The organism is Aliamphritea hakodatensis (assembly GCF_024347195.1).
GTDB lineage: Bacteria > Pseudomonadota > Gammaproteobacteria > Pseudomonadales > Balneatricaceae > Amphritea > Amphritea hakodatensis.
In genome coordinates, this window is record NZ_AP025281.1 from 1,708,119 (window position 1) to 1,733,835 (window position 25,717).

Here is a 25,717-nt window from a genome sequence, read left to right on the forward strand (position 1 = left end):
TTCCCGTTGATTAACTTTAGGTATTAAGGGGTTAACGCGTCTGTGTTTGAGTAAACCTAATGTCTTTCATTATTGAGTGTATATTAATACTAACGTTTGAAGGTTGGGCCAGGTCCCAATTTGAGGATGAGGGTGTTTGACTGGGATGACTCAGGCTGGAAATAAGAAGGTAGGTCTGTATTCAGCTGTTGCGGCTGAACACAGATGTAAGGTTGTGCTGTCAGCCGGGCCTGATTATTCCTGCGGGGCCTGCTGACGGTCATTCATGCCGTAGTCCCGCAGGACGTTTGCGACCCGCAGGCGGTAGTCGGCAAACAGGTGGTGACGGCCCTGGTGCTGGGCATCCTGATGGTGCATATCTCTACGCCACCGGGCGACAGCGGCTTCATCTTCCCAGAAGGAAAGAGAAAGTACTTTTTCCGGATCATTCAGGCTCTGAAAGCGCTCAATTGAGATAAAGCCCGGCACGCTTGCCAGGTGGGTCTTCAGTTCAGCCGCGATGTCCAGATAGGCTTGCTTGCCGCAGGATTTGGGCGTGGCTTCAAAAATAACAGCGATCATCAGATTTGCTCCTCAGTGTCGGTTTTGTTGGCCGGTGCGGTTTGTTTTACATAGCCGGTTTCTGCAAAATTCATATCTGGAAAGTAGGTTCTGGGCACGGCTTTCAGAAAGCTGCGCCGTTCTTCCAGAATGAATTCTCCGCGCTGGGCAAACTGAAAGTTTTCACCGCCGGCCGGGTCGGTTTTCAGGCGCTGGCGATAACTTTCGTAATCGGCCAGACTGGCGAAACTGATCAGGCCAAAGGCCCGGTTATTGGTGCCTTCGTGGGGGAGAAAATAGCCCAGTAACTGGCCGCCGCAGTCGGGAATAATGCGTCCCCAGTTTTCGGCATATTGCCGGAATTCAGATAGTTTGGCCGGATCAATCCGGTATTCAATGAAGCAGGTAATGGTCATTCTGGCTGGCTCCCTGGGTAATATGGTTGGTTCAGCCGGTATACTAAGTCGCTGGTATTTGCGTGCTTCGACGGGCGTCGAACTGTACGGGTATTTTCTGGGGTACACTAAGACGCATGTTGAATGAGGGAGGTTGACGGTGCAGCCGGATATATCACAGATAGCAGGTCTGATTGGTGACAGTGCCCGCAGTAAAATGCTGACGGCCCTGATGGGGGGACGTGCTTTAACGGCAACCGAGCTGGCGCTGGAAGCGGATATTATGCCGCAAACCGCCAGTAGCCATTTGGCGAAGTTATCTGCAGCCAGTCTGATTGTGGTACGCAAACAGGGCCGGCATAAGTACTTTCAGTTACGCAACGGTCAGGTAGCCGGGGTGATTGAGAATTTACTGAACCTTGCCGCCTCTGTTTCGCCGGCGGTGACCGGCCCTGCTGATCCCGCGTTGCGCCGGGCCCGGGTGTGTTATGACCATCTGGCCGGTGAGTATGGTGTTGCTGTGTATGATGCGCTGGCAGAACAGGGGCTTATTCTTGATCAGGGAGAGGAGACGATACTGACCCCGGAGGGCAAACAGTGGTTTTTAGCTGCCGGTGTGGATTTTTCGCAGTTTAAGGGACGGCGGCCGCTGTGTAAGTCCTGTCTGGACTGGAGTGAGCGGCGCAATCATCTGGCCGGGTCGCTGGGACAGTGGCTATTACTGGATGTGTTTAACCGGGGCTGGGCGCACCGGATAGCCGATTCCCGGGCGGTGGCGTTTACGCCGGCAGGGCTGAAGGCGTTTGCAGCGCATTACCGGCTACCCTTGTTATCTTCTGTTACCAACTGAGGTAAGGAATACTTAAGCTGATTGGGGGCAGGAATATCAGGGTTATCAGAGGTGAGATCCTGAAATAAAAGGGCTGTAACGTAGAGTGTACAGCCCGTTTAGCACTGGATATTGAAACCTCTGCTATCTAACTAATATTGTGCCAGTAATATTGTTACTTATTAATAGCTAAGTTTTTTTCCAGCATGGATTGTAGTTTGTAAGATCCAATGACGGAAAGATGATCATCGTCAGAGTAAAAAGAATTATTTTTATCGCCGATTAGACACTGCTCACTACCACAGTAGATATCAGTTGGGTCTATCAATGTCACATTATTAAAGTTTCTGCTTACATTTTTAATTATTGTGTTTGTTTCTTTCTGAAGGGCGTTATGCAGTTCTTTGCTAACTGAGTTTTTATTCAGTAAATCAATATCGATTTTATTACTCATTGATAGTGAGCTTGAATATGCTTTATCTGGACCTTTAGTTTGCATAGGAACTTGCAGTAAAATTAATACCTTGATCCCTTTGTTTTTATACTCTGTTAAAGTTGTCTCTAACCCGTGCTCTAATGCTTGTGCAGAGGACTGTCTATTTTTTCTGGTAGTTATATCATCAGTTTTACGCAAAAACTGGAAGTAACCTCTGTTATAATCCCCAATAGTATAGTATGTCCATCGTGCAGCAAGAAATACTGTGTCAATGTTGTTTTCTACGGCAAAGTTTATCGCTTTTTCATTTAGTATTTTACAGTTCTTTTTATCCTGATCACTTCTTACCGGATATGCACCTATCAACGGTGGGCATCCACTAAATCCCGCATAGAAAAGTTCATAGTCGGATTCTTTAGCAATCTTTTCGATAACAGGTAATGATGAATTCATATGAGAATCACCAAGCGCCATCAACCTTTTATTCCCAGTCGTTAATTGGCATGCAACGTGATTATCGGCATGCTTGCCTATCTCATCAAAACATTGATATTTTTTGGTTTTTATAGACGTGACAATATCTTCAAGGTACTGGTGTCTGTTGGGCTCAGGAGAATAGTTATATATTAATAGGCTTGATGAAAAAGTTGCAAGCAAAATAAAGGCGGTGTTTTTTAAGCTTAACCTTTGCTCTATGAGCTTATAGGAAATATAACCTAATAGAAGTGACAGAAGTATTAAAGGAACTTTATATGTTGGGTTATTGTTAACCCCAATAAAATAGGATAAAGAAACAATCGGCCAGTGCCACAAATAAATAGAGTATGACCACTTTCCAATTGGGCGCATCACGATGTTATTTGTAATAAGGCTATTCTGACGGTTAGCAACAATTATTAAGTAGGTACCTATGACAGGGAGTCCTGCCATATAGCCAGGCCATGGAGTATCACTGGATATTAAAGTGATGCTTAGTAAGATCAGTGCCAAACCAGTGGTTTCAAACGCGAGTTTTGAATTTTTGTTTAGTTGTATTGGATAGAGGAATGCCAGGGCTCCTAGTATCATTTCCCATGCACGGGTAGGTAGAAGGTAATAAGAATGTGTTGGCCAGTTTGTTGTTGCTATAACACTCAGGATAAATGATAAAGCAAATAGTATACCCAGAGTTATCTTTATTTTGTTAATGCTGGTGGTTTTGTATAATAATATTAGCAGTATTGGATAAATCATATAAAACTGCCATTCAACAGATAAAGACCAGGTATGCAGTAGCCACTTATCTTGCGGAGCTACATCAAAATATCCTGACTCTGAAAGATAAATATGATTTGAGAAAAATCCTAAGCTGCTATAAACATGTTTAGAAAGTGAGGTGAAATCTTCAGGTCTAATTAAAAAATAGTAACCTATAGGTAAAATTACCAAACTTAAAACGACTAAAGGAGGTATTATTCTTTTAGCTCTGGAGTGATAAAAATTAATAAGAGTAAAGCGGTTATCCTCTAATCCATTAATAATTATTCCAGTCATTAAGTAACCGGAGATTACAAAGAATATATCAACCCCAGCAAACCCACCTTGAAAAAAATCAAAGCCAAAGTGAAATAATACAACTGAGATAACCGCTATAGCTCTAAGGCCATTGATATCGCTTCTAAAGTTCAAAGTAAAACCTATACTGTATATTTTATAAGTAAACTATGTGTCAGTCTTATTTTGTAATAAGATTGCAGGTTTGTGGCGTACAAAAAATATGCTGCATTTTATACTATGTGCTTCATTTGCGCTACATATTTTTTAATGTGTGGTTCTGGGTGTTTCGTGTTTTTTTGTTTATTTTTTGCTGTTAATAAATTAGATGTATTTATAATTTGAGTTGATTTTGTTGTTTGAGGAAAACATGGTTTTAAATGCAATGTTATTTACTGGTTGATGGAAAAAGTATTTTATTTTATTGATGTATTTAAAACTGATTTTTTACTGTAGTGAGCGGCGCAATCATCTGGCCGGGTCGCTGGGGCAGTGGCTATTACTGGATGTGTTTAACCGGGGCTGGGCGCACCGGATAGCCGATTCCCGGGCGGTGGCGTTTACGCCGGCAGGGCTGAAGGCGTTTGCAGCGCATTACCGGCTACCCTTGTTATCTTCTGTTACCAACTGAGGTAAGGAATACTTAAGCTGATTGGGGGGCAGGCGTTAGTTTGAGCAGGGTGAGTATGGCGATTAAGGTGCCTGCCCGACGCATGTCGGACCATTACATGTCTACGTGCACGCAGGGGGTAGGACTTGTGTATCGTTAAAATGCTGTCCGTGTGGCTGAATCAGTGCCGGTGCCGGTTCGTTGAGCGCATGGCCAGTGTCAGGCTGCCGGCGAAGCAGCACAGCACGGCAAGCAATAACCCCAGCCTTCCGGGCTGGAGGTAAAAAATCAGTAAACCTGTTCCTATGTAGATAAACGGCAGCATTTCATAGGCTGATTCGGGCAGGTTGATCATTGCATGGTCCGGCCGGGTTTTGATATGACTGCGACCGTTCCGTGCGATGATGCGCTGATCACGCCGAAACACTGACCTTTGCACCCAGATGATCGCACCGGCGCAATAAAATAAAACCGCAGATGCCAGCGCAAAGGGGTTATCAAGCCAGTAAACAAGGCCCGCTGCTATCAGCAGGTAAGCAAAGGGCAGTGGTTCGTAAATCGGTTTGGCAATGACCATGGTATTCCCTCCCAAGTAAGCCAATACTGATGTTCGGCGGGTGGTTCTGTGCCTGTAAAGAGTGGCTGAAGGCTGTTTAAAGTTTAGATGGGTGGGAGGAGCACATTCTTGATGTGCTGGGATTTATGAATAATTTTCAGGGCGGCTGAGGCAAGGGTGTATGGCGGTTTCGGGAAGGGAAAGTGCTTAATGTAATATAAATTAAGCACTTTCGCCGGATATTCGCTGTTCAAAAAAGCGTTTGAAAAAGCCTATTCAGTTGACGAAATTTCCGGATTACGCCGGTTGTTAAGATATTTCTGTATCAGGCTTTGTCCGCTTACCAGAACGATACCGCTCATGACCAGTATCGCACCGGAGATAAAGCTTTGTTCCAGTTTTTCCCCGAGCACGACAACACCAAAAACAATGCCAAACATGGGGGTCATGAAAGAGAACACACCTAACTGCGATGCGACATATTCTTTCAGCAGCCAGAACCAGACCAGGAAGCTGATAAAGCACACGATTATACCCTGAAAGACCAGGCTGCCGATGGCGATGTCGCTCCACTGGATATCGGTCCGGCCGGAGATGAGTGTCGCGCCGAGCAGCAGCACAAAACAGACCAGCAACTGATACATGAGTGTCTGGCTGGCGGGTGTTGAAGACAGCGTCGAGCAGCGGATCAGTACAGTGGTCATGCCCCAGCAGAAGCCGGCCATCAACCCGTACATATCACCGATGATCATATCGGCGGTGGCGGTATCGGTGGCGGCTTCACGGCCCAGAAAGGTAACCGCGATGCCTGAGAAGGCCAGCAGGATACCGGCCCACTGCAGCAGGCTGAGCCGTTCTGCCGGCAGCTTTATGTGCAGCCCCAGTGCCGCAAAAACCGGTGCGCTGTAGAGGAATACGGAGATATGTGAAGCGGTTGTGTACCGCAGCCCTTCACCCACCAGAAAGAATTCTGATGAGAACAGAAAGCCGGCCAGCAGCCCCGGTTTCCAGGTGTCAGCGATGTTCATCCGTTCTTTACGCCAGAGCATGAACAGGCCGAGTAAGACGGCTGCGATGCCTGAGCGCAGACAGATCTGCAGCACGGCGGCGATATCATCAGCGGCCAGTTTGATCGATACCTGTTGCATCCCCCAGGTCATACACAGGAGCATCATCAGGCCGATGGCGCGGCCATCAACGGGCAGGCGGGTGTTCATAAGCGTTTCCAGACTCGGTGTAACATGGATGTTGATTATCGGTCTGGAATTTATTATTGATATAGTGAAATAGTGACATTTTATCCTGTATATATGTCAGTGGTTCATTTTTTCAGTGAAGGAGAGCGCCCGTGGATGAAGTGGGCAGTACCCATGTTTATGCAACGCCGTTTCCGGATGCGTTGCCGGCACCGCTGTTTTACCGGGCTGAGAATATGCTGGCGGATTCCAGCTACCCGGAGCACAGCCATACCTGGGGGGAGTTTGTTTATTCCTTCTGCGGTGTGATGGAGGTGAAGCTGGCAGATGGCCATTATATGGCACCGCCGCCGTACGGGGTCTGGTTGCCACCGCATACGGTACACCGGGGGCAAAACCGCGATGCTACGCTCTACTGTTCAGTGTATCTGAGTGAACCGTTTCTGGAGGGGCTGCCAAAGGTGCCCTGTGCATTAGCCGTATCGCCGATGGTGCGTTCTGTACTGGAATATTTGCGGGATAACTTTCAGGGGTTACCGCTGTCCGCCGAGGATGAGCGCTTACTGCTGGTGTTGCGGGATCAACTGGCCCGGGCAGAATGTGCCGGCAGTTACCTGCCGGATACGCATGATCCGTTGCTGCGCAAGGTGCTGAATCAGTTAGAAGCCTGCCCGGGGGATAACCGCTCACTGGCAGATTTGGCAAAGTGGGCCAATACCACCGAACGTACACTGATCCGCCGCTGTAAACAGGAGCTGGGCATGACCTTTACCGAGTGGCGGCAGCGGCTACGCACCATGGCGGCGTTACCCTTGCTGGCGGCCGGGCAAACCGTCGAAACCATTGCCTTTGATCTGGGTTACAGCAGTGCATCAGCCTTTATTGTGATGTTTCGTAAACTGATGGGTATGACGCCGGATGAGTTTAGGAAGGGACAGGAGTAAGTGTGTTTTCGGGTATAAAAAAGCCGCTGTTCTGAGCGGCTTTTTATATTCGGGATCCGGTTGAGCAGGAGTTAGCGATTACGCTGCACAATGCCCATCATTTTGTAAGTCAGCAGAGACGCGGCAAAGTCGTATGCATGGAAGCCTTCAATCGGGGCAAATTCCATGATGTCAAAGCCGATGATTTTGCGCTGCTTGGCGACAGATTCGAACAGGTTTAGGGTCTGGTACCAGCCCAGCCCGCCGGGGACCGGTGTGCCGGTTGACGGGAATACGGAGGGGTCCATGCCGTCGATGTCCAGCGTGAAGAATACTTGCTCGGGGAAGTCTTCCGGCAGTTCGATGCTCTGGATATTTTGCGGTACCAGCTCATCACCGTCCTGAAAGTAGACGCCGTGCTGTTCGCGAATGTGCATTTCTTCTTCACAGTAAGCACGGATACCTAACTGATACAGGGGGATACCCATGTCCACGGCCCGTTTCATCACGGATGCGTGGCTCAGCGGATCACCTTCGTAGGCTTCGCGCAGGTCGGCGTGGGCGTCTATCTGGACGATGCCAAAGTTGTCGTAGCCGGCTTCGCGCAGGCCTTTCACTACCCCGTAGGTGACGGTGTGTTCGCCACCGAAGACCACCGGCATGGCACCATTTTCGACAATCTTCTTCGTGGCGGCGGCGATGTTGTCGATCACCTGATCAGGCGCCACTGTGCAGTCTACCGGCTCGCAGGTATAGATGCCTTCGCCGCAGGGTTTGCTTTTACCGTCCCATTCCTCCAGTTGCCAGGAGGCTTTCAGGATTGCCGACGGGCCTTCGTTGGTGCCGCCCCCGTAGGAGACGGTTTTTTCATAGGGTACCGGCAATACGTGAAAGGCTGCCTGCTGAGGATCAGGTTGCTCGATTTCTGATCCGAGGAATATCGGATAATCTTCTGGGTTGTAGCTCATGTCAGTTATCTCTTATGCGTCTGCAGGATCAGGATAAGCGTTGCCTGAAGTCCTGATAGCCGAATGTTTTCACGGTTTTCAGTTCGTCTGTTTCAGAATTCCACAGGACCAGTGCCGGCAGTTTGGTGCCGTTAAAGGTGCTGGTTTTGACCATGGTGTAGTGTGACATATCTTCAAACAGCAGTCGCTGGCCCACTTCCAGAGGGGCGTCGAAGCTGTAGTCGTTGATGATGTCGCCGGCCAGACAGGTTAAACCGCCCAGCCGGTAGGTGTGGGCTTTTTCACCGCTTTCGCCGGCATGCATGATATCCGGGCGGTAGGGCATTTCCAGGGTGTCGGGCATGTGACAGGTGGCTGAGGTGTCCAGCAGGGCCTGATCAACCTGATTGTGAATGATGTCCAGTACTTCACAGCACAGCACGCCGGTGCCGATGGCAACCGCTTCACCGGGTTCCAGATAAACCTGTACGTCGTATTTGGCTGCAAAGGCTTTAATGCGGCTGATCAGTGCTTCGGTGTTATAGCCCGGTGCAGTGATGTGATGACCGCCGCCAAAATTGATCCACTGCATGTTATGTAGCAGGTCGCCAAAACGTGCTTCGACGGCATCCAGTGTTCGGGCCAGCGGTTCAAAGCCCTGTTCGCACAGAGTGTGAAAATGCAGGCCGCTGATGTTGTTGAGCAACTCAGGGGTGGCGGCTAATGCGGCGTCCAGCTGGTCGCCAACAATGCCCAGCCGGGAGCCGGGCGCGCAGGGGTCATATAAGGGAACGCTGCCTTCAGAGTGTTGTGGGTTGATGCGGAGGCCGAACTGAATGTCCGGGCGTTCTGCCAGTGCTGCCTGAATCAGGGGCTGAAACCGTTGCCACTGGCCGGTGCTGTTAAACACCATATGATCGACAAAGGTGAGCAGTTCTTTTACATCGGCTTCACTGTAAGCAGCGCTGTAAACATGAACTTCATTGGGCCGGCCTTCGGCCTGATATTCTTCATGGCCCAGCCGGGCTTCGTGCAGGCCGCTGGCGCAGGTGCCATCCAGATACCGGGCGGTCAGCGGGCCGAGTTCCCACATGGAGAAGGCTTTGAGGGCGGCCAGAATTTTAGCCCCGCTGGCGTCAGCCACCTCACGCAGGATAGTCAGGTTGCGCTCGATGGCGGCCTGATCCACAACAAAGCTGGGGGAGGGCAGACGGCTGAGGTCCAGTTTGCTGAAGTCGGTAAATTGCATAGGGGTGTCCGGCGGTGTCGGGTGTTTGTGTTGGTCAGCTGTGAAAAAACCGCCGCGGCAGAGCCGTGGCGGTTTCAGTGTCTGACGTTATGGCTGTTTTACTGATCCAGGCTGAAGTTGTCCAGCTCGATCACTTTCCAGGGCAGGCCGTGCTTGTTCATGTCGTCCATGAAACCGTCCGGATCAAACTGTTCGATGTTCCATACGCCCGGTTTCAGCCAGTTGCCTTCCAGCATTTGCTTGGCGCCGATCATGGCCGGTACACCGGTGGTGTAAGAAACTGCCTGAGAGTTTACTTCCTGGTAGCAGCTCTGGTGGTCGCAGGTGTTGTAGCAGTAGACGATCTTTTCTTTACCGTCTTTGATGCCGCGAACCACAACGCCGATGCAGGTTCTGCCCACAGTCCGCGGACCCAGCGTGGACGGATCCGGCAGCAGGTGTGCCAGCAGCTGAATCGGTACAATTTCCTGACCGTTGAATTCAATTGGCTCGATACCTGTCATGCCGACGTTACCCAGCACTTCAAGGTGCTTCAGGTAGCTGTCGCCGAAGCTCATCCAGAACTGGGCGCGCTTCAGAGTTGGGTAGTGCTTGGTCAGGGATTCCAGCTCTTCATGGTACAGACGGTAAACGTTGTACGTCCCTACGTCTTCCGGGCAGGTGAAGCTGGCTTTCTTCGACATCGCCGGTGTGGTGATGAACTCGCCGTTTTCCCAGTGGCGGCAGTCCGCGGTAACTTCACGGATGTTGATTTCCGGGTTGAAGTTGGTGGCAAACGGATAGCCGTGGTCGCCACCGTTGACGTCGATGATGTCCAGTTCGTGGATTTCATCAAAGTAATGCTTGGCAACGTAAGCGGTGAAGACGTTGGTGGCACCCGGATCAAAGCCGCTGCCCAGCAGGGCAGTCAGGCCGGCTTTTTCAAAGCGTTCCTGATAGGCCCACTGCCACTTGTATTCAAACTTGGCGGTATCCAGTGGCTCGTAGTTAGCGGTGTCCATGTAGTGCACGCCGGCTTCCAGACAGGCGTCCATAATGGTCAGATCCTGATATGGCAAAGCAACGTTGATCACCAGTTCCGGTTTCTCAGCTTTCAGCAGGGCTGCCAGTTCCGGTACGTTGTCCGCATCAACCTGAGCAGTACGGATGGTCTGGCCGGTTTTTTCTTTAACCTGTTCAGCAATGGCGATGCACTTGGATTCGGTACGGCTGGCCAGAATGATGTCGTCAAAGATTTCTGCCACCTGGGCGCATTTCTGAGCAACAACACCGCCGACGCCGCCGGCACCAATGATCATGACTTTTGACATATTTATGATCCTTTATTGTGAGTCCTGTCGGACGTTCTGCGCCGGGATCTGTCCGGCACTGTCAATGAATGTTCAGCCAGCTGTGTCGGCCGGCTGTTGTTAATGGTGTTCGCGTTCGAAGTAGGTGTAGCCCTGCAGGCTCTCCCGGAACGCTTTTAGCATTTGCTGCCGCTGGGCAACATTAATGCGTTTATCCCGCACTGCCTGCTCAGCGGTGCGGCGGAACTGTTCGAGCATATGTTTAGGGTCGTATTCAACATAGCTGAGGACGTCGGCAATGCTATCGCCCTGAAATTCCCGGGCGAAGTCGAAGCTGCCGTCGCTGTTTATCTTTACGCTGACAACGTTAGTATCGCCAAACAGGTTATGCAAATCTCCGAGGGTCTCCTGATAGGCGCCGACCAGAAATATGCTCAGATAGTATTCTTCGCCCTCCCGCAGAGGGTGTAACGGCAGGGTATTGCGGATGCCGTCCGGGGTGGTGAAGTTATCGATCTTACCGTCACAGTCACAGGTGATGTCTGCCAGTATGGCTTCCCGGGTCGGCTTTTCGTCCAGCCGGTGAATCGGCATGATCGGGAAGACCTGATCGATGGCCCAGATGTCCGGCAGGGACTGGAACAGGCTGAAGTTGCCGTAGTAGATGTCGGACAGCAACTCAGGCAGTTTTTCCAGCTCCGGCGGTACTCTGTCTACCTGGCTGAGCAGTTTGGCGATTTTTTCCAGCACGGCCAGGGTGATGTTTTCGGCCATCGCCCGGGCGCGCAAGTCGGTCTGGCCGCGGCGAAACAGTTCGCGGACTTCGTCCCGGTAGTAGAGTGCGTCGTTGTAGCACTCCTGAAATTTCTGCACATCCACCGCCTGCAGAACCGCAAACAGGTTATGCAGCAGTTCGTGGGCATCTTCCGGCAACTGCGCCGGCAGCGGTGAGGGTTCGTGGTTGCGCACATCCAGGATGTTGAACAGCAGCATGGATGAATAGGCAACGGTGGCACGGCCGGATTCAGAGACGATCACCGGATGGCTGATATTCAGCGGATCGAGGCTTTCACGAATGGTTTCGACGATGTTGACGCAGTATTCATCCAACTGATAGTTCATGCTGTGGGTGCTGTTGGTGCGGGCACCTTCGTAATCCACCGCCAGACCGCCGCCCAGATCCAGATAGCCCATAGGGGCGCCTTCAGCAATCAGCCCGGTATAAAACCGGCAGGCTTCCAGTACGCCGCTGCGGATATTGCGGATGTTCGGTATCTGAGAGCCCAGGTGGCAGTGCAGTAACTGCAGGCAGTGAAGCATGTCAGCCGCTTTCAGTTCATCAATCACATCCAGCAGGCCGCCGGTGGATAAACCGAAGATGGAACGGTCACCGCTGTCTTCGTTCCAGTGACCCTCAACAACTACAGAGGATTTGATACGCACGCCAATCAGTGGATCGATATTCAGGGCTTTACTGCGCTCCAGAATAATGGGCAGTTCGGTAGGGGTTTCCAGTACAAAGAAACAGGGAATGCCCATCTGCCGGGCGTACAGGCCGAGTTCGATGAATTCTGCGTCTTTATAGCCGTTACAGATAATCAGGCTGCGGTGGTCTTTCAGCTGTGACAGGGCGATAATCAGCTCTGCTTTACTGCCGGCTTCCAGCCCGTGGTGGTAATGGCTGCCAAAGTCGGCAATTTCTTCAATGACGTGGCATTGCTGGTTAACCTTGATCGGGAAAACGCCGCGGTATTCGTTTTGATAATCAGCGTCTTTAATGGCCCGGGAAAAGGCTTCGTTAAGCTCTTTTATCCGCTGGTCCAGCACGTTTTCGATGCGTAGTACCGCTGGCATTTCCAGCCCGCGTTCTTTCATGCCTTCAACAATGTCCAGCAGGGAAACTTCGGTTCGTTTGCCGTTAGTGACTGTGACCACTGCTTCACCGTTGGCGGCGATATCAAAGTAGCCGGCCCCCCAGTTGCGCACGCCATACAGGTCGGCACTGTTATCGGTGCTCCAGCGGCTTTCGGTGTTAGCCGGTGCGGCGTTGGGAGCCTGGGAATTAGAAGAGGGTGTTGGCATAGTTTTCTGCAAATACCTGAAGTGTGGCACATAAACGAGGTATTGAACGGCAGTGTTTCCGCCTGCTGCTCAAGCAGGCATTTTCTCCGTAATTGGCCCGGTGTCAAACTTTTTCTGAGGGATTTATTGCCAGAAAATATCCGTTAAAACAATAAGTTGAATAATGTTTCGGGTTGTTTTTTTGTGGCGCTTTCAGGATGTGCTGATTTTACAGTGGGTTATTAGGCGTACTGAGGGGGAACTGAACGGTTTCGTGAAACCTGCACCGGATATGAAAAAGGGAAAGCTGCGGCTTTCCCTTTTGGATGAATGATCTGATTTGTGCCGGGATCAGCTGTCAGTGTCAGGTTTCAGATAAGGTCCGTTTAACAGGCCGTTATGGCTGTTAAAGACGGTGCCCTGGTTAACCTGCTGCGAAAGCATCGGTGTGTTATCTGATACGGAACCGGCAATCTGATTAATCACCGCGCCGACCAGCATGCCGATTAAGCCATTCTGGTTGTTGTCATTAGAGCTGTATTGCCCTTTGGCGGTGCCGTCCCAGATTTGCTGACCGGTTTTTGCATCGATCAGACGCCAGTTAGAATCCACAATGGTGCGGGAGTCGAATACTTCGTATTTTTGCCCCCAGTTTTCAATGCTGACATACAGAATGGCGTCAGGGCCAATGTGTTCATTGATCTTATCCAGAGGGATGCTGTTCATTTCGGCCGGGTCCTGCAGGCCGTTGTTGCGCATGAACTGTTCAATAACGGCGACGGGGAAAACGTAATAGCCTTTCTCAGCCAGAGGCCGGGAGATGGTCGACAGGAAAATATACGACGCATTCACTTCGATGCTGTTGTTGACCGGCGGAATCACCAATATCGATTTAGGGCGGCTGTTTTCGAACGCGGCGTAGTCGTATTTAACCTGTTGCTGATTACAGCCGGCCAGAATAAGTGCAGCAACCGTCAGCAAAACGAGTTTAACGTGGTTAAGCATTAGTGGCTTCCTTGCTGGTTTTTCAGCAGTGTATCGATCAGTACTGTGGATTCAGGGTACAGCTGCTTTTCTTTGAGCAGTGATTCCCGGGCCTGTGCTGACTGACCTTCTGCGGCATACATCATACCCAGGTGAGCATACAGCCCCGGAGCAACCCGTTTTCCCTGCGCCTGACTTTCCTGAATGTCCCGGGTGATTTTATCAATCTGGGTTTGTGCTGGTGCCTCACCCGGTTTGAGATACATATCATGAACAACACCTTCGTAGTTGCCCCAGTGATAGAGGCTGGTGTTTTTAGGGGCGCATCCGGTCGCCAGTAATGCAGCAGCAAGAACGGTAAGTGTGCGTGTGTACATCTTTACGTCCCTGTTACCCTTCAACGGTCCATACGCCGTTTTGCAGATCTCTGGTCATGTTATTGACCGCTTCGGTGATCGCCAGGTTAAGTACTTTGCCGTTAAGGGTGGCATCGTAGCCTGCGGTGCCGCCAAAACCGATGATTTCGCGGTTGCTCAGTTCATATTCGCCGGCACCCTGAACGGCATAGATGATTTCCGATGTCACCACGTCTACGATGTTAAGTGAGACTTTTGCGTAGGCGCTTTGCTTTTTGGCTGATCCCAGAATGCCGAACAGCTGGCGGTCACCGGTCACTTTGCGGCCGAATTCGGTGACGTCTCCCGTGACGACATAGCGGGCGCCTTTGAGCTGTTGTTTGACGCCGCTGATTTCCGCTTCCTGGGCGATGTTTTGCATGTTCGTGCGATCAACGACTTTGTAGCGATTGGTTTGCTGAAGGTGAGTTTTGAGGATGGTTTTGGCCTGATTACCTAACCGGTCAACTTCTGAAGAGAACATGCCCTGAAGGTAATTAGAGCGGTTTTCAAACTGACCAACGGCGAGGGTTGTCTTAACGCCCTGATAAGGTGGCTGATAGGTGGCAACCGGCTCGGAGACGATTGTGCGTTTGGTTTCTGTGGCACATCCGGATAAGACAGAAGCACTGAGTACCGTCGCGACCATAAGAGAGGTTGCCAGTGTTTTTGGGGTGTTTTTTGCTGCAGACAGTTGAGGGAGAGGCATGACTACTTCCTTGTATGTATTTTAGAAGAGCGGAGGATGTCAAAGGTCTGTCGGGCGGTCAATTGTTTTTCCGGTCAGGGGATGTCTGTAAAGTACCTTCAGGTCGTAAATTACTATGGCTGACCGACAAAACATGACAGCCGGGGGCGGATATCTTTTGTATGCTAGTGGGTAGCCAGGGGTAAAGTAAGCTGGATTTTTGCTTATTTACGACGGTCTGTTAGAGGCATGTTTTGCGCTGTTTAAGGCAGTTAGCAGCAGGTTGAAGGCTGATAAATACTGCTGGCATCATATTGCTCCAGCATCTGGTTCTAACTGATTTTACCGTGGTGCCATTAATTTATGGGGTATAGAGAAGCACTGTGCGATGTCGTTTTGAGTGCTTTGACACATTGTACGCGGTAGTTTTACAGATTGCGTGGCGGGCCTGAATCTTATTTTTTGGCTTGTCTGATCCGGCACTGCAGCAAACAAACAATAATAATGAGTTTCCTCAGAGGAGGTGAGCATGACCTTTAATGCTAATGAATTTGACGCCAAAGAAGTAGTAAGCAAAGACCGTAAGAACGTATGGCACCACTTGTCACAGCATAAGCCTTATGAAGAAAGCGATCCGCTGATGATCGTTAAAGGCGAAGGTATGCGCGTTTGGGACGCGAAGGGTAACGAATACCTGGACGCTGTTTCCGGTGCAGTATGGACTGTAAACGTTGGCTATGGCCGTACAGAAATTGCTGACGCTGTCCGTGACCAGCTGGTTACTATGAACTACTTCGCGCAGACTGCAGGTAACGTTCCTGCTGCTCAGTTCGCTGAGAAGCTGTTGGATAAAATGCCGGGTATGAGCCGTGTGTATTATTCTAACTCCGGTTCTGAAGCGAACGAGAAGTGCTTCAAAATGGTTCGTCAGATCGCTGAACGTAAATACGGCGGCAAGAAACACAAGATTCTGTTCCGTGAGCGTGATTACCACGGTACAACCATTACTGCACTGAGTGCGACTGGTCAGTTCGAGCGTAAGAACCAGTACGGTCCTTTCACGCCGGGTTTCGTTGAAGTACCACACTGCTGCGAATACCGTGCGCAGGAAGGTGCTGATCTGGAAAACTACGGTGTCTGGGCTGCAAACCAGATTGAAAAAGTGATTCTGGAAGAGGGTCCTGAAACTGTAGGCGCACTGTGTCTGGAGCCAATCACCGCCGGTGGTGGTGTGATTGAGCCACCTGCAGGTTACTGGGACCGCGTTCAGGAAATCTGCAAGCAGTACGACATCCTGCTGCACATTGATGAGGTAGTATGTGGCCTGGGCCGTACCGGTACCTGGTTCGGTTACCAGCACTACGGTATCAAGCCAGACATGGTTACCATGGCGAAAGGTGTTGCTTCCGGTTATGCGGCTATTTCCTGCACCGTCACCACGGAAGAAGTATTCAACATGTTTAAAGATCCGGAAGATGGCCGTATGGATTACTTCCGTGACATTTCTACTTTCGGTGGCTGTACTGCAGGTCCTGCTGCGGCACTGGTTAACATGCAGATCATCGAAGATGAGAACCTGCTGGATAACGTTAAGATTCAGGGTGAATACCTGCTGGGCCGTCTGAATGAACTGAAAGACAAGTACGACATTATCGGTGACGTACGCGGTAAAGGTCTGTTCTGCGGTTTCGAAATGGTTAAAGACCGTGAAACTAAAGAGCCTGTTGATGAAAGCGTATCGACTGCTATCGGTGCACACTGCATGGCAAATGGCGTAATCATGGGCCGTACGAACCGTTCTTTCAGTAAATTCAACAACACTATCTGCATGAGCCCGGCGCTGATCGCCACTCAGGCTGATATCGATGCAATTGTTGAAGCACTGGATAACGCACTGGCTGAAGTAGCACCAAACGCTTAATTCAGCTTATCCGCAGGGCTCTTCTGAGCCTTGCGGTCATATCCCGAAAATACCAGTCCGGTTTGGTTATTCATTCCTTAGTTGCAGTTTACTAAGTGTCTGATGATTACGCCGGACTGGTATTTTGTCTTGAGAACCCCGCCTCTGTCTTAGCGAACTGAGTCAGGCGTGTTATGCTTCTCATATACGCTGTTTTTACAAAAAATATAAATTAAAGAATATCTTAGCGACCAGACCGGAGAGCAACCAAGAAGTGCTCCAAACTGTCTGGCCGGCAGGAAAGATATTACTCAGGCGTTCCGGTGCAGGTCCGTCGGGGTAAGGCTTTCTGACGGGTAGCAAAAGAAGTGCATGTAATTGGCGAATATAAGGCAAGATGAATGTTTCAGCTTTTTCATTTGACTCCAGGTAAAGGCGGCAGCTTACAGCAGCAGCTACGGGAGCAGATTGCGACGGCGATACTTAACGGTAATATACCGGTAGATTCGCCGTTGCCATCCAGCCGTAAACTGGCACAGCAGCTGAATGTCGCACGTAATACCGTGGTTCTGGCTTACGAGCATTTGCTGGATGACGGTTATCTGCTGGCGCGTGAGCGCAGCGGGTATTATGTGAATCCGGACATTCTGAATGGTCAGGTTAAGCTTGATGTTCCGGGTCGTCAGGAAGTCGATATTCCGGCGACTCAGATTGACTGGGCGAGCCGTTTCAAGCTGCGCCCCAGTGAGCAGAGTAATATTGTTAAGCCCCGCGACTGGCAAAGTTACGATTATCCGTTTATCTACGGGCAGTTTGATACGTCGCTGTTTCCGACGGTTAACTGGCGTGAGTGTTGCCGTGATGCGGTCAGTGGACCGGCGATCGGTGACTGGGCGGCAGACCGGTTTGATAATGATGACCCTTTGCTGGTTGAGCAGATCCGTACCCGGCTGTTGCCCCGCAGAGGTGTCTGGGCCTCGGCGGATCAGATTCTGGTAACGGTGGGGGCGCAGCAGGCATTATATATGCTGGCTAAACTGTTGCTGGATGAGGAGAGTGTCATTGGTCTGGAGGATCCGGGTTATGTGGATATCCGGAATATTGCCAGCCTGAATCCATCGCAGGTACGCCCAATTCCGGTGGATAAAGATGGCATGCAGGTCGATGAAAAACTGACCGGCTGTGACCTGGTGTATACAACGCCGAGCCACCAGTGTCCGACAACCGTGACCATGCCCATTGAACGCCGATATGAGTTACTGAGGCGGGCTGAGGAAGATAATTTCCTCATCATTGAAGACGATTACGAAAGCGAAACCAATTTTAAGTCTAACCCGATTCCGGCGCTGAAAAGCCTGGATAAGAATGACCGGGTGCTGTACATCGGCAGTTTGTCGAAGACGCTGGCACCGGGATTACGGGTGGGCTATATGGTCGGTCCGGCTGAGTTTATTGAAGAGGCCCGGGCTTTACGCCGCTTAATGGTGCGCCATCCTGCGGCGAATAATCAGCGATCGGTTGCGCTGTTCCTTGAGCGGGGATATCACGACTCGCTGATCATGAACATTATGCGTAACTATCAGACCCGCTGGCGGGCGATGGATGAGGCGTTAACGGAATATTTGCCGGAGTCTCACGATCAGCCGACGTTTGGTGGTTCCTGTTACTGGGTCAGGGGGCCGGAAGGGCTGGATACCCTTGAGCTGCAGAAACGGGCTATGGAGGAGGGGATTCTGATCGAGTCCGGTGCAATCCATTTCCTCCGGGAGCCGATGCCGAAGAATTATTTCCGGCTGGCTTATTCGTCTATTTCGACGGACAAGATCGAGCCGGGAATTAAAAAACTGGCTGAACTGATCCATTCGATGGTTGAGTAAAGTGAAAATAAACCGCTCTGGATGAGCGGTTTTTGCTTTTTTGGCTCTATTCTAATTTATTGATTCTTATGATTTTTTACCGGTTTTGTTCGCTGGATCCATACTGGCGCAACTTGTAGCTCAAATCTGGTTCTACTGTGTTTTGCCCGTCAATCCTAATCTGTATCACATCTTAGCTGTACTGGTAGAAAGACTTCTGCTCAGTCAGAACGAGCAAAGTCTACTACCTTGTAATGAATAAAAAGAGCTAACGGAAGGAGTGGTGCGATGTTGATAGGTGTCCCGAAAGAGATTAAAAATCACGAATACCGCATTGGTATGGTACCTGCCAGTGTGCAGGAGCTGACCAGCCGCGGACATCAGGTCGTGGTAGAAACGCAGGGCGGTGCAGGTATCGGTTTTAGCGATGATGATTATCGCGCGGCCGGTGCGACCATTGCTAACAGCCCTGAAGAGATTTTTGCCAGTGCTGATATGATCGTGAAAGTGAAGGAGCCGCAGGCCGTTGAACGGAAAATGCTGCGCCCGGATCAGTTACTTTTTACTTATCTTCATCTTGCCCCGGATCCGGAGCAGACCGATGATTTGCAAGCCAGCGGGGCGACCTGTATTGCCTATGAAACGGTTACCTCTGATCGCGGTGGTCTTCCGTTACTTGCGCCGATGTCTGAAGTGGCCGGACGCATGTCTATCCAGGCCGGTGCAGCCTGTCTGGAGAAGTCTAAACAGGGCCGGGGTGTACTGCTTGGCGGTGTGCCAGGTGTAGAACCGGCAAAAGTGACTATTATTGGTGGTGGCGTTGTTGGTTCAAACGCGGCCCGTATGGCAGTCGGTATGGGTGCCCAGGTTGTGGTACTGGACCGTTCTGTTGATGTGTTGCGCCGGATTGTGTCTGAGTTCGGTACCACGGTGCAAACTGTATATTCCAGCAAGGCAGCACTTGAAGAGCATGTGTTGTCTGCTGATCTGGTAATCGGCGGTGTGCTGATTCCGGGTGCGGCGGCGCCTAAGCTGGTAACAGCTGAAATGGTGTCCCGTATGAAGCCGGGTTCTGCGGTTGTGGATGTTGCGATTGATCAGGGTGGTTGTTTTGAAACGTCCCATGCAACGACTCACCAGGATCCTACTTATATTGTCGATGATGTGGTGCATTACTGTGTGGCAAATATGCCAGGCGCTGTTGCCCGCACCTCGACTCTGGCTCTGAACAACGCCACTTTGCCATTTATCGTGGCACTGGCGGATCTGGGCTGGCAGGAAGCCATTCGCCGGGACAAGCACCTGGCAAACGGCCTCAACGTTCATGCTGGTAAGATCACCAGTGAAGAAGTCGCAGTGGCGTTAGGGCGTGAATATTCGCCTTTCAGCGCTTAATTGTTAACTGATGTGGCGTTAATTCCGGTTAACGCCTTTTAATATAATAAGGAATTCTAATTATGGCTCGTATGACTCCTAGTGAAGCATTTGTAGAAACCCTTGTTGCCAACGGTGTTACTGACTGTTTTGGTATCATGGGTTCTGCATTTATGGATGCGATGGATATTTTCACCCCGGCAGGTATCCGTTTGATCCCTGTAGTGCATGAGCAAGGTGCTGGCCATATGGCTGACGGTTACGCTCGTGTATCTGGTCGTCACGGTGTTTGTATCGCTCAGAACGGTCCTGGTATTACTAACTTCGTTACTGCGATCGCTGCTGCATACTGGGCTCACTCTCCGGTTGTATGTATCACTCCAGAAACCGGTACTAACTCTCAGGGTCTGGGTGGTTTCCAGGAAGCTGAACAGCTGCCATTCTTCGAAACTATCACTAAGTATCAGGTAAGTGTTGTAAACAACACCCGTATGGCTGAACTGACTGCTCGCTGCTTCGACCGCGCGATGCTGGAAAACGGTCCTACTCAGCTGAACATCCCACGTGATAACTTCTACGGCGACATCGACTGTGAAATTCCACAGCCTATCCGTATCGAGCGTTCTGCAGGTGGCCCTGAGTCCCTGAAAGAAGCGGCTGAGCTGCTGGCTAACGCTGAATTCCCAGTAATGGTTGCTGGTGGCGGTGTTGTAATGGGCGACGCTTACGAGCAGGCTATTGCCATCGCTGAACAGCTGGAAATGCCAGTTGTAAGCAGCTACCTGCACAATGACTCTTTCCCTGCTTCTCACCGTCTGGGTACGGGTTCTCTGGGTTACCAGGGTTCTAAAGCAGCGATGCGCGTTATTTCTAAAGCTGACGTTGTACTGGCTCTGGGTACCCGTCTGGGACCATTCGGTACTCTGCCACAGCACGGCATGGACTACTGGCCAAAAGACGCTAAGATCATCCAGGTTGACTGCAACCCTAAGATGCTGGGTCTGGTTAAGAAGATCTCTGTTGGTATCCACGGCGACGCGAAAGCAACTGCTAACGCATTGATGGACCTGCTGAAAGGCAAGTCTCCTAAGTGTCTGGACAACAAAGAAGAGCGTCTGAAGCTGGTTGCTGCTGAGAAAGAATCTTGGGAAACTGAGCTGACTGAGTGGATCCACGAGAAAGATGATTACTCTCTGGACATGATCGCTGAACAGGCTGACGAAGAAGGTAACTACCTGCACCCACGTCAGGTTCTGCGTGCTCTGGAAGAAGCTATGCCTGCAGACGTAATGGTGTCTACCGATATCGGTAACATCAACTCTGTTGCAAACAGCTACCTGCGTTTCGAACGTCCACGTTCTTTCTTCGCGCCAATGTCTTTCGGTAACTGTGGTTACGCACTGCCTACTATCATGGGTGCTAAAGTTGCTGCGCCTGAGCGTCCGGCTGTATCTTACGCCGGTGACGGTGCATGGGGCATGTCCATGATGGAAATCATGACTTGTGTACGTGAAGATATCCCTGTAACTGCTGTTGTATTCCACAACCGTCAGTGGGGTGCTGAGAAGAAGAACCAGGTTGAATTCTACAACCGTCGTTTCGTTGCTGGCGAACTGGAAAACCAGAGCTTCGCAGGCATCGCACAGGCTATGGGTTCTGAAGGCGTTGTTGTTGACAAGCTGGAAGACGTAGGTCCTGCTCTGAAAGAAGCTATCCGTAAGCAGATGGAAGAGCGTGTTACTACCGTAATCGAAATTATGTGTACCCGTGAACTGGGCGACCCGTTCCGCCGTGACGCACTGGCTAAGCCTACCCGTCACCTGGATAAGTACAAAGACTTCGTATAAGTCTTAGTTTTTATCGACAGCAAACCGAAGGCCTCAGGCCTTCGGTTTTTTTTTCCGGGTTGTCAGCTTTTCAGCTGTCACATCCTGTTCAAGACTTTTGTGAATAGCGCATCTACCGGTGATATATTCACAGCAGTTTTTTATTCAGATTATGCGCAGATACCGCGGTTGGCGGACGTCGGCGAGAAGGAGTCTTTTTTATGACCGCATTAGAGAAAATTTTTCAACGGGCGAGTGCTGATCCGCGTTCGATCGTGCTGGCTGAGGGTAATGACCCGCGTATTCTTGAAGCGGCAGTCAGTGCAACTGCGCAGGGTATTGCCGATGTTACTGTGCTGGGCAATGTTGATGAAGTGAAGGCTCTGGCGGTTGCCAATGCACTGGATCTGACATCCATTGCAGTACTGAACCCTAAAACCTCTGATGCCGCTGACCGTTATGCGCAGGCGCTGTTTGAGAAGCGCAAAGCTAAGGGCATGACCGAAGAGAAAGCTGCTGAGCTGATCCGTGATCCGCTGTATTACGCGCAGATGATGGTCCACCTGGGGGATGCTGACGGTTCTGTTGCCGGTGCCGTATACACTACCGGTGACGTCGTGCGCGGTGCCATTCAGATTATCGGTATGTCGGAAAGCAGTTCTATGGTGTCCAGCTTCTTCTTGATGATGATGTCTCAGCCGCACCACGATGTGCAGGGTGGAATTGTGTTTTCTGATTGCGGTCTGGTGATTGATCCGGATGCACAACAGTTATCCCAGATCGCAATGTCGGCAGCCGCCAGTGCCCAGACGATGCTGGGTGAAGAGCCACGGGTCGCAATGTTGTCATTTTCTACCCATGGCAGTGCCAACCATCCGGCGGTGGATAAAGTGGCTGAGGCGACCCGTCTGGTCCGTGAGCAGATGCCTGATCTTAAGCTGGACGGTGAAGTGCAGTTTGATGCCGCCATTGTACCGGCCATTGCTGAGCGAAAGGTGAAAGACTCTCAGGTAAATGGTCAGGCTAACGTACTGGTCTTCCCAAGCCTGGAAGCGGGTAATATCGGTTATAAGATTGCTGAGCGTATCGGTAAGGCCGAGGCGATCGGGCCGGTGCTGCAGGGCTTGAAAAAGCCTGCTAACGACCTTTCCCGGGGTTGCAGTGCTAAAGATGTGGTAAACGTAATAGCAATTACCGTGCTGCAGGCGCAAAACCTGTAATAACAGTGAAGGCTTAAAACGTGTCTGAAAACGTCGTTGCAAGGGCGAACCTGCAACGGCGTTTTTGTTTCCGGATAGGAAAAAAACGATTTCAGTCTTTGACCTTAGATTGAAAATATTTTGTCTGTTTGTTCTTAATATTTCGTTATGTCGGTTATAACTTAATGTTTTAAAAGGATTTATTTAATCATATTACTGGTTCTAAATTTTAAAAATTTTTGGCCCTAACTTAAAGTCTGAAACACGTTTCTAATAGCGTCATCCTGAGTCGTAGTTTGGCAATTGTTGATTTGACTTTAAGTTGAAAGCTTCAGACATGACTGGTCGAAAACAATAACAAAGGGGGTCGCAATGGCTTTACAGAAATATGGTTTCATCGTTAAAAGTGCAGACTTGGACATGTTCAAGCATCAGGGGCACCTGGCGAGTGATAACTTTAATATGTCGATCGCTGGCGTACAGGACGCCGGGCAGGCCTGCTTTGTAGCACAAGAGATGCTTACTAAGGGTGTTCAGCTGATTGAGCTGTGTGGTGCATTTTCCGGTGAGGAAGCCCAGCAGATTCGTGATGCGCTCGAAGACAGAATTCCGGTGGGTTATGTTCAGTACACCACCGAAGAACGCGAACGCTTAACGCGCGAGCTGAGTTAAGTCAGAGTCCGGGCGCGGTAAACAGTTGAAGCATTGAGGGCTGGCAGCCTACTGAATTAATAACGGGGTTTATTACCAGGCATTATTCTGACTGCCAGTGCTTCAACTCGGCCACCGAATCCGGGCGCAATCATCATAGGTGCCCATATGAAGATCATACTTGCTGATCGCTCGCCGCTGTTCCGTCTTGGTTTAGGCCTTGCTTTAGAGCAGGCCGGGATCATCGTTGATACGTTTGAAGTAAACAGTATTGAAGCGATGGCCAGCCGTCTGAATAAAGCCAGTGGTACTGTCGTGGTTATCGTTGATGCGCAGTTACCGGGATTGCAAAGCCTTAATCAGCTTAAGGTAGCAGCCGGTAACACGGATACACGTTTTCTGATTATGACCAATAATCTGGATATTGTCGTGTCCCGCTGGGCGGTACTGAATGGTTTTCACGGAGTGATTGCCAAGACATCGGGTATGGAAGAGTTTGGTAATGCGATCCGCAACGTGCTGGAAGGCCAGATCTGGCGCTACGATGAAAGTGCGGATCCTGATCAGCTCAGTGGCCAGCAGACCCGAATCGGTTATGCGCTGCGCCGTTTGTCTGAACAGGAAAACAACGTTCTGAGCCTGGTACGCTGCGGTTTACGCAACAAGCAGATTGCCCATCAGATGTCGCTCACTGAGCACACGATTAAATCACATATGTCGAACATACTCCGTAAGCTCGAGATCGAAAACCGGACTCAGTTGGTGATTGCGGTGCAAAAAATCGATATTAATCAGGCGCGTTTGCTAACAGCCTGATTCATTCTGACAGCTCCCCCTGCGTTCGCATTCTGAAGGGGAGCTGATTTTCTTCCTATCCGGGATAGATTTCATTTTTCAGTAAATACGCATCATGCCTTACCCGGGCAAATTCTGTATCGCTCTGATTCAGCGGGCAGTGCGTGTCTCTGCTGTTCAGCAGAAGACTGCGGGTATTCTTGCGCGAAGGAATCACGGTAATTTTATGCTGCTGTAACGGTTGGGACGGCTGCTTGTGATACATGCTGATGTTCCCCTTCTCTGTCTCATCGTCGGTTGTCACAAAAACTTAATACAGCTAAAGCTCTGATACAGCATAGACGCTATTTATGACTTCGCTATGACACTTTTACGGTGTCTTATAACTGTTTGACAGCTGTGCAACAAAACAGGGAGGCAGTGGCGTTAGCGGTGCAGGAAAGCAGCAGAAGATGAGCGGGAAGAATAAAAACGGATGAGGGACCAAAGGGCCCTCATCGTATGACTTCAGAGGCGCTTATTTAAGCAGGGCGCTTAATTGTGCTTCCAGTGTCAGTTGGTCCTTAGTGAAATTACGAATGCCCTCAGCGAGCTTCTCAGTGGCCATGGCGTCTTCATTCATGTTCCAGCGGAACACGGTTTCGCTGTTGGCGGCCAGATCGTCGGCACTGACCGGGTTTTCTGCGAACAGCTTACGGTCCAGCGGTAACTGGGTATTGGCCAGTTCAGTGATCAGGGCTGGGCTGATGGTCAGACGGTCACAGCCGGCCAGTTGACGAATTTCTTCTGCGTTGCGGAAGCTGGCGCCCATGACAACGGTATTGTAGCTGTGCTGCTTGTAGTAATTAAAGATACGGCTAACAGACACGACACCCGGATCGTTTGCCCCGGACAGGTCAGATCCTTCCGGGCTGTTGGCTTTGTACCAGTCCAGAATACGGCCAACGAAGGGTGAAATAAGGTAAGCCCCGGCATCGGCGCAGGCAACTGCCTGAGCAAAGCCGAACAGTAAGGTCAGGTTACAGTTAATGCCTTCCTTTTCCAGTTGGCGGGCTGCTTCAATACCTTCCCAGGTCGATGCGATCTTGATCAGTACCCGGTCATTAGCGATGCCGGCTTCGTTATACAGCCCGATCAGCTTACGGGCTTTATCAACCGTTGCCTGCGTATCAAAAGACAGGCGGGCGTCCACTTCTGTTGAGATGCGGCCCGGAATATATTTCAGAATTTCACAGCCGGCTAAAACAGCCAGTTTGTCGCTGGTATTTGCCAGCAGTTCAGCTGAACTGCCGCCCTGGCTCAATGCCCACTGGCTTGCCTGCTGGATAAACGGACGATAACTTTCATCCTGGCTGGCTTTGAGCAGCAGGGATGGGTTGGTTGTTGCGTCCTGCGGCTGTAATTGTTCAATCGCTTTGATATCGCCGGTGTCTGCGACAATGGTGGTGAATTGTTTCAACTGATCCAGCTGGTTTTGCATATTAA

24 protein-coding genes are annotated in these 25,717 nt (G+C 50.5%); 10 read left to right on the top strand and 14 right to left on the bottom strand.

Translation table 11 applies throughout. The annotated features are described in order from the left end of the window. Window positions 1-234: 234 nt before the first annotated feature. Entirely contained in the window at window positions 235-561 is a 327-nt protein-coding gene (locus tag PCI15_RS07810; protein WP_271273770.1) for an antibiotic biosynthesis monooxygenase family protein, read from the bottom strand. Next, on the bottom strand, window positions 561-956 hold the full coding sequence (locus tag PCI15_RS07815; protein WP_271273771.1) for an NIPSNAP family protein: 396 nt from the start codon (window positions 954-956) through the stop codon (window positions 561-563). Before PCI15_RS07815 ends, PCI15_RS07810 begins: the two co-directional genes overlap by 1 nt. A gap of 139 nt (window positions 957-1,095) precedes the next feature. Between PCI15_RS07815 and PCI15_RS07820 the strand changes: the two genes are divergently transcribed. Next, window positions 1,096-1,785: an ArsR/SmtB family transcription factor gene (locus tag PCI15_RS07820; RefSeq protein WP_271273772.1), complete on the top strand. Its 690-nt coding sequence runs from the start codon at window positions 1,096-1,098 to the stop codon at window positions 1,783-1,785. A gap of 154 nt (window positions 1,786-1,939) precedes the next feature. On the opposite strand, the gene PCI15_RS07825 is transcribed toward PCI15_RS07820, so the two are convergent. After that, window positions 1,940-3,868, bottom strand: coding sequence for an acyltransferase family protein (locus PCI15_RS07825; protein ID WP_271273773.1), 1,929 nt, complete (start codon window positions 3,866-3,868; stop codon window positions 1,940-1,942). Between the two features lie 292 nt (window positions 3,869-4,160). Here PCI15_RS07825 and PCI15_RS07830 point away from each other — a divergent pair, with 292 nt between their 5' ends. After that, window positions 4,161-4,364: a hypothetical protein gene (locus tag PCI15_RS07830; RefSeq protein WP_271273774.1), complete on the top strand. Its 204-nt coding sequence runs from the start codon at window positions 4,161-4,163 to the stop codon at window positions 4,362-4,364. Between the two features lie 160 nt (window positions 4,365-4,524). On the opposite strand, the gene PCI15_RS07835 is transcribed toward PCI15_RS07830, so the two are convergent. Together PCI15_RS07835 and PCI15_RS07840 are read right to left on the bottom strand one after the other, a co-directional pair. Further along, the gene (locus tag PCI15_RS07835; protein ID WP_271273775.1) at window positions 4,525-4,920 is read right to left on the bottom strand and encodes a hypothetical protein; all 396 of its coding nucleotides are present in this window, start codon (window positions 4,918-4,920) and stop codon (window positions 4,525-4,527) included. 251 nt (window positions 4,921-5,171) lie between these two features. Continuing rightward, complete coding sequence (locus tag PCI15_RS07840) at window positions 5,172-6,116, bottom strand: DMT family transporter (protein ID WP_271273776.1); 945 nt, start codon at window positions 6,114-6,116, stop codon at window positions 5,172-5,174. 131 nt (window positions 6,117-6,247) lie between these two features. Between PCI15_RS07840 and PCI15_RS07845 the strand changes: the two genes are divergently transcribed. Continuing rightward, window positions 6,248-7,039: an AraC family transcriptional regulator gene (locus PCI15_RS07845; protein ID WP_271273777.1), complete on the top strand. Its 792-nt coding sequence runs from the start codon at window positions 6,248-6,250 to the stop codon at window positions 7,037-7,039. A gap of 71 nt (window positions 7,040-7,110) precedes the next feature. Here the strand turns inward: PCI15_RS07845 and speB are convergent, their stop codons facing one another. From speB to PCI15_RS07880, 7 genes are all read right to left on the bottom strand, one after another. Beyond that, window positions 7,111-7,986 (bottom strand): agmatinase, encoded by an 876-nt coding sequence (gene speB / locus PCI15_RS07850; protein ID WP_271273778.1) that lies wholly within the window; start codon window positions 7,984-7,986, stop codon window positions 7,111-7,113. A gap of 28 nt (window positions 7,987-8,014) precedes the next feature. Then, a complete protein-coding gene (nspC, locus tag PCI15_RS07855; protein WP_271273779.1) occupies window positions 8,015-9,214 on the bottom strand; it encodes a carboxynorspermidine decarboxylase in 1,200 nt (399 codons plus the stop codon). Between the two features lie 98 nt (window positions 9,215-9,312). Further along, window positions 9,313-10,524 (bottom strand): saccharopine dehydrogenase family protein, encoded by a 1,212-nt coding sequence (locus tag PCI15_RS07860; protein WP_271273780.1) that lies wholly within the window; start codon window positions 10,522-10,524, stop codon window positions 9,313-9,315. A 99-nt stretch (window positions 10,525-10,623) separates the two neighbouring features. Continuing rightward, a complete protein-coding gene (gene speA / locus PCI15_RS07865; protein WP_271273781.1) occupies window positions 10,624-12,585 on the bottom strand; it encodes a biosynthetic arginine decarboxylase in 1,962 nt (653 codons plus the stop codon). A gap of 330 nt (window positions 12,586-12,915) precedes the next feature. Beyond that, complete coding sequence (locus PCI15_RS07870; RefSeq protein ID WP_271273782.1) at window positions 12,916-13,569, bottom strand: DUF799 domain-containing protein; 654 nt, start codon at window positions 13,567-13,569, stop codon at window positions 12,916-12,918. After that, on the bottom strand, window positions 13,569-13,925 hold the full coding sequence (locus PCI15_RS07875) for a DUF4810 domain-containing protein (RefSeq protein ID WP_271273783.1): 357 nt from the start codon (window positions 13,923-13,925) through the stop codon (window positions 13,569-13,571). Before PCI15_RS07875 ends, PCI15_RS07870 begins: the two co-directional genes overlap by 1 nt. 13 nt (window positions 13,926-13,938) lie before the next feature. Further along, a complete protein-coding gene (locus tag PCI15_RS07880) occupies window positions 13,939-14,652 on the bottom strand; it encodes a CsgG/HfaB family protein (RefSeq protein WP_271273784.1) in 714 nt (237 codons plus the stop codon). A gap of 508 nt (window positions 14,653-15,160) precedes the next feature. Here PCI15_RS07880 and PCI15_RS07885 point away from each other — a divergent pair. The 7 genes from PCI15_RS07885 to PCI15_RS07915 all read left to right on the top strand — a co-directional run bounded on the left by PCI15_RS07885 (window position 15,161) and on the right by PCI15_RS07915 (window position 24,253). Next, window positions 15,161-16,552 carry an aminotransferase family protein gene (locus tag PCI15_RS07885; protein WP_271273785.1) on the top strand — a complete coding sequence of 464 codons (1,392 nt, stop codon included), beginning with the start codon at window positions 15,161-15,163 and terminating at the stop codon, window positions 16,550-16,552. A gap of 380 nt (window positions 16,553-16,932) precedes the next feature. After that, the gene (pdxR, locus tag PCI15_RS07890) at window positions 16,933-18,408 is read left to right on the top strand and encodes a MocR-like pyridoxine biosynthesis transcription factor PdxR (protein ID WP_271273786.1); all 1,476 of its coding nucleotides are present in this window, start codon (window positions 16,933-16,935) and stop codon (window positions 18,406-18,408) included. Window positions 18,409-18,675: 267 nt separating this feature from the next. Next, the gene (ald, locus tag PCI15_RS07895; protein WP_271273787.1) at window positions 18,676-19,782 is read left to right on the top strand and encodes an alanine dehydrogenase; all 1,107 of its coding nucleotides are present in this window, start codon (window positions 18,676-18,678) and stop codon (window positions 19,780-19,782) included. Between the two features lie 62 nt (window positions 19,783-19,844). Continuing rightward, window positions 19,845-21,608 carry a sulfoacetaldehyde acetyltransferase gene (gene xsc / locus PCI15_RS07900; protein WP_271273788.1) on the top strand — a complete coding sequence of 588 codons (1,764 nt, stop codon included), beginning with the start codon at window positions 19,845-19,847 and terminating at the stop codon, window positions 21,606-21,608. 200 nt (window positions 21,609-21,808) lie between these two features. Further along, on the top strand, window positions 21,809-22,807 hold the full coding sequence (gene pta / locus PCI15_RS07905) for a phosphate acetyltransferase (protein WP_271273789.1): 999 nt from the start codon (window positions 21,809-21,811) through the stop codon (window positions 22,805-22,807). Between the two features lie 351 nt (window positions 22,808-23,158). Continuing rightward, window positions 23,159-23,458 (top strand): DUF6506 family protein, encoded by a 300-nt coding sequence (locus PCI15_RS07910; protein WP_271273790.1) that lies wholly within the window; start codon window positions 23,159-23,161, stop codon window positions 23,456-23,458. Window positions 23,459-23,605: 147 nt separating this feature from the next. Then, window positions 23,606-24,253 carry a LuxR family transcriptional regulator gene (locus tag PCI15_RS07915; protein WP_271273791.1) on the top strand — a complete coding sequence of 216 codons (648 nt, stop codon included), beginning with the start codon at window positions 23,606-23,608 and terminating at the stop codon, window positions 24,251-24,253. Between the two features lie 55 nt (window positions 24,254-24,308). Here the strand turns inward: PCI15_RS07915 and PCI15_RS07920 are convergent, their stop codons facing one another. Continuing rightward, window positions 24,309-24,497 (bottom strand): hypothetical protein, encoded by a 189-nt coding sequence (locus PCI15_RS07920; protein WP_205660068.1) that lies wholly within the window; start codon window positions 24,495-24,497, stop codon window positions 24,309-24,311. Window positions 24,498-24,749: 252 nt separating this feature from the next. Next, the gene (gene tal / locus PCI15_RS07925) at window positions 24,750-25,712 is read right to left on the bottom strand and encodes a transaldolase (RefSeq protein WP_271273792.1); all 963 of its coding nucleotides are present in this window, start codon (window positions 25,710-25,712) and stop codon (window positions 24,750-24,752) included. Between the last annotated feature and the right edge of the window lie 5 nt (window positions 25,713-25,717).

Coding starts and splice junctions, on each gene's coding strand:
- speA (WP_271273781.1), bottom strand. CDS start 12,585: ATGCCAACACCCTCTTCTAATTCCCAGGCTCCCAACGCCGCACCGGCT.
- PCI15_RS07885 (WP_271273785.1), top strand. CDS start 15,161: ATGACCTTTAATGCTAATGAATTTGACGCCAAAGAAGTAGTAAGCAAA.
- tal (WP_271273792.1), bottom strand. CDS start 25,712: ATGCAAAACCAGCTGGATCAGTTGAAACAATTCACCACCATTGTCGCA.
- PCI15_RS07920 (WP_205660068.1), bottom strand. CDS start 24,497: ATGTATCACAAGCAGCCGTCCCAACCGTTACAGCAGCATAAAATTACC.
- PCI15_RS07810 (WP_271273770.1), bottom strand. CDS start 561: ATGATCGCTGTTATTTTTGAAGCCACGCCCAAATCCTGCGGCAAGCAA.
- PCI15_RS07910 (WP_271273790.1), top strand. CDS start 23,159: ATGGCTTTACAGAAATATGGTTTCATCGTTAAAAGTGCAGACTTGGAC.
- PCI15_RS07915 (WP_271273791.1), top strand. CDS start 23,606: ATGAAGATCATACTTGCTGATCGCTCGCCGCTGTTCCGTCTTGGTTTA.
- PCI15_RS07835 (WP_271273775.1), bottom strand. CDS start 4,920: ATGGTCATTGCCAAACCGATTTACGAACCACTGCCCTTTGCTTACCTG.
- speB (WP_271273778.1), bottom strand. CDS start 7,986: ATGAGCTACAACCCAGAAGATTATCCGATATTCCTCGGATCAGAAATC.
- PCI15_RS07815 (WP_271273771.1), bottom strand. CDS start 956: ATGACCATTACCTGCTTCATTGAATACCGGATTGATCCGGCCAAACTA.
- PCI15_RS07875 (WP_271273783.1), bottom strand. CDS start 13,925: ATGTACACACGCACACTTACCGTTCTTGCTGCTGCATTACTGGCGACC.
- ald (WP_271273787.1), top strand. CDS start 18,676: ATGTTGATAGGTGTCCCGAAAGAGATTAAAAATCACGAATACCGCATT.
- PCI15_RS07830 (WP_271273774.1), top strand. CDS start 4,161: ATGTATTTAAAACTGATTTTTTACTGTAGTGAGCGGCGCAATCATCTG.
- PCI15_RS07860 (WP_271273780.1), bottom strand. CDS start 10,524: ATGTCAAAAGTCATGATCATTGGTGCCGGCGGCGTCGGCGGTGTTGTT.
- xsc (WP_271273788.1), top strand. CDS start 19,845: ATGGCTCGTATGACTCCTAGTGAAGCATTTGTAGAAACCCTTGTTGCC.
- pdxR (WP_271273786.1), top strand. CDS start 16,933: ATGTTTCAGCTTTTTCATTTGACTCCAGGTAAAGGCGGCAGCTTACAG.
- PCI15_RS07880 (WP_271273784.1), bottom strand. CDS start 14,652: ATGCCTCTCCCTCAACTGTCTGCAGCAAAAAACACCCCAAAAACACTG.
- nspC (WP_271273779.1), bottom strand. CDS start 9,214: ATGCAATTTACCGACTTCAGCAAACTGGACCTCAGCCGTCTGCCCTCC.
- PCI15_RS07870 (WP_271273782.1), bottom strand. CDS start 13,569: ATGCTTAACCACGTTAAACTCGTTTTGCTGACGGTTGCTGCACTTATT.
- PCI15_RS07840 (WP_271273776.1), bottom strand. CDS start 6,116: ATGAACACCCGCCTGCCCGTTGATGGCCGCGCCATCGGCCTGATGATG.
- pta (WP_271273789.1), top strand. CDS start 21,809: ATGACCGCATTAGAGAAAATTTTTCAACGGGCGAGTGCTGATCCGCGT.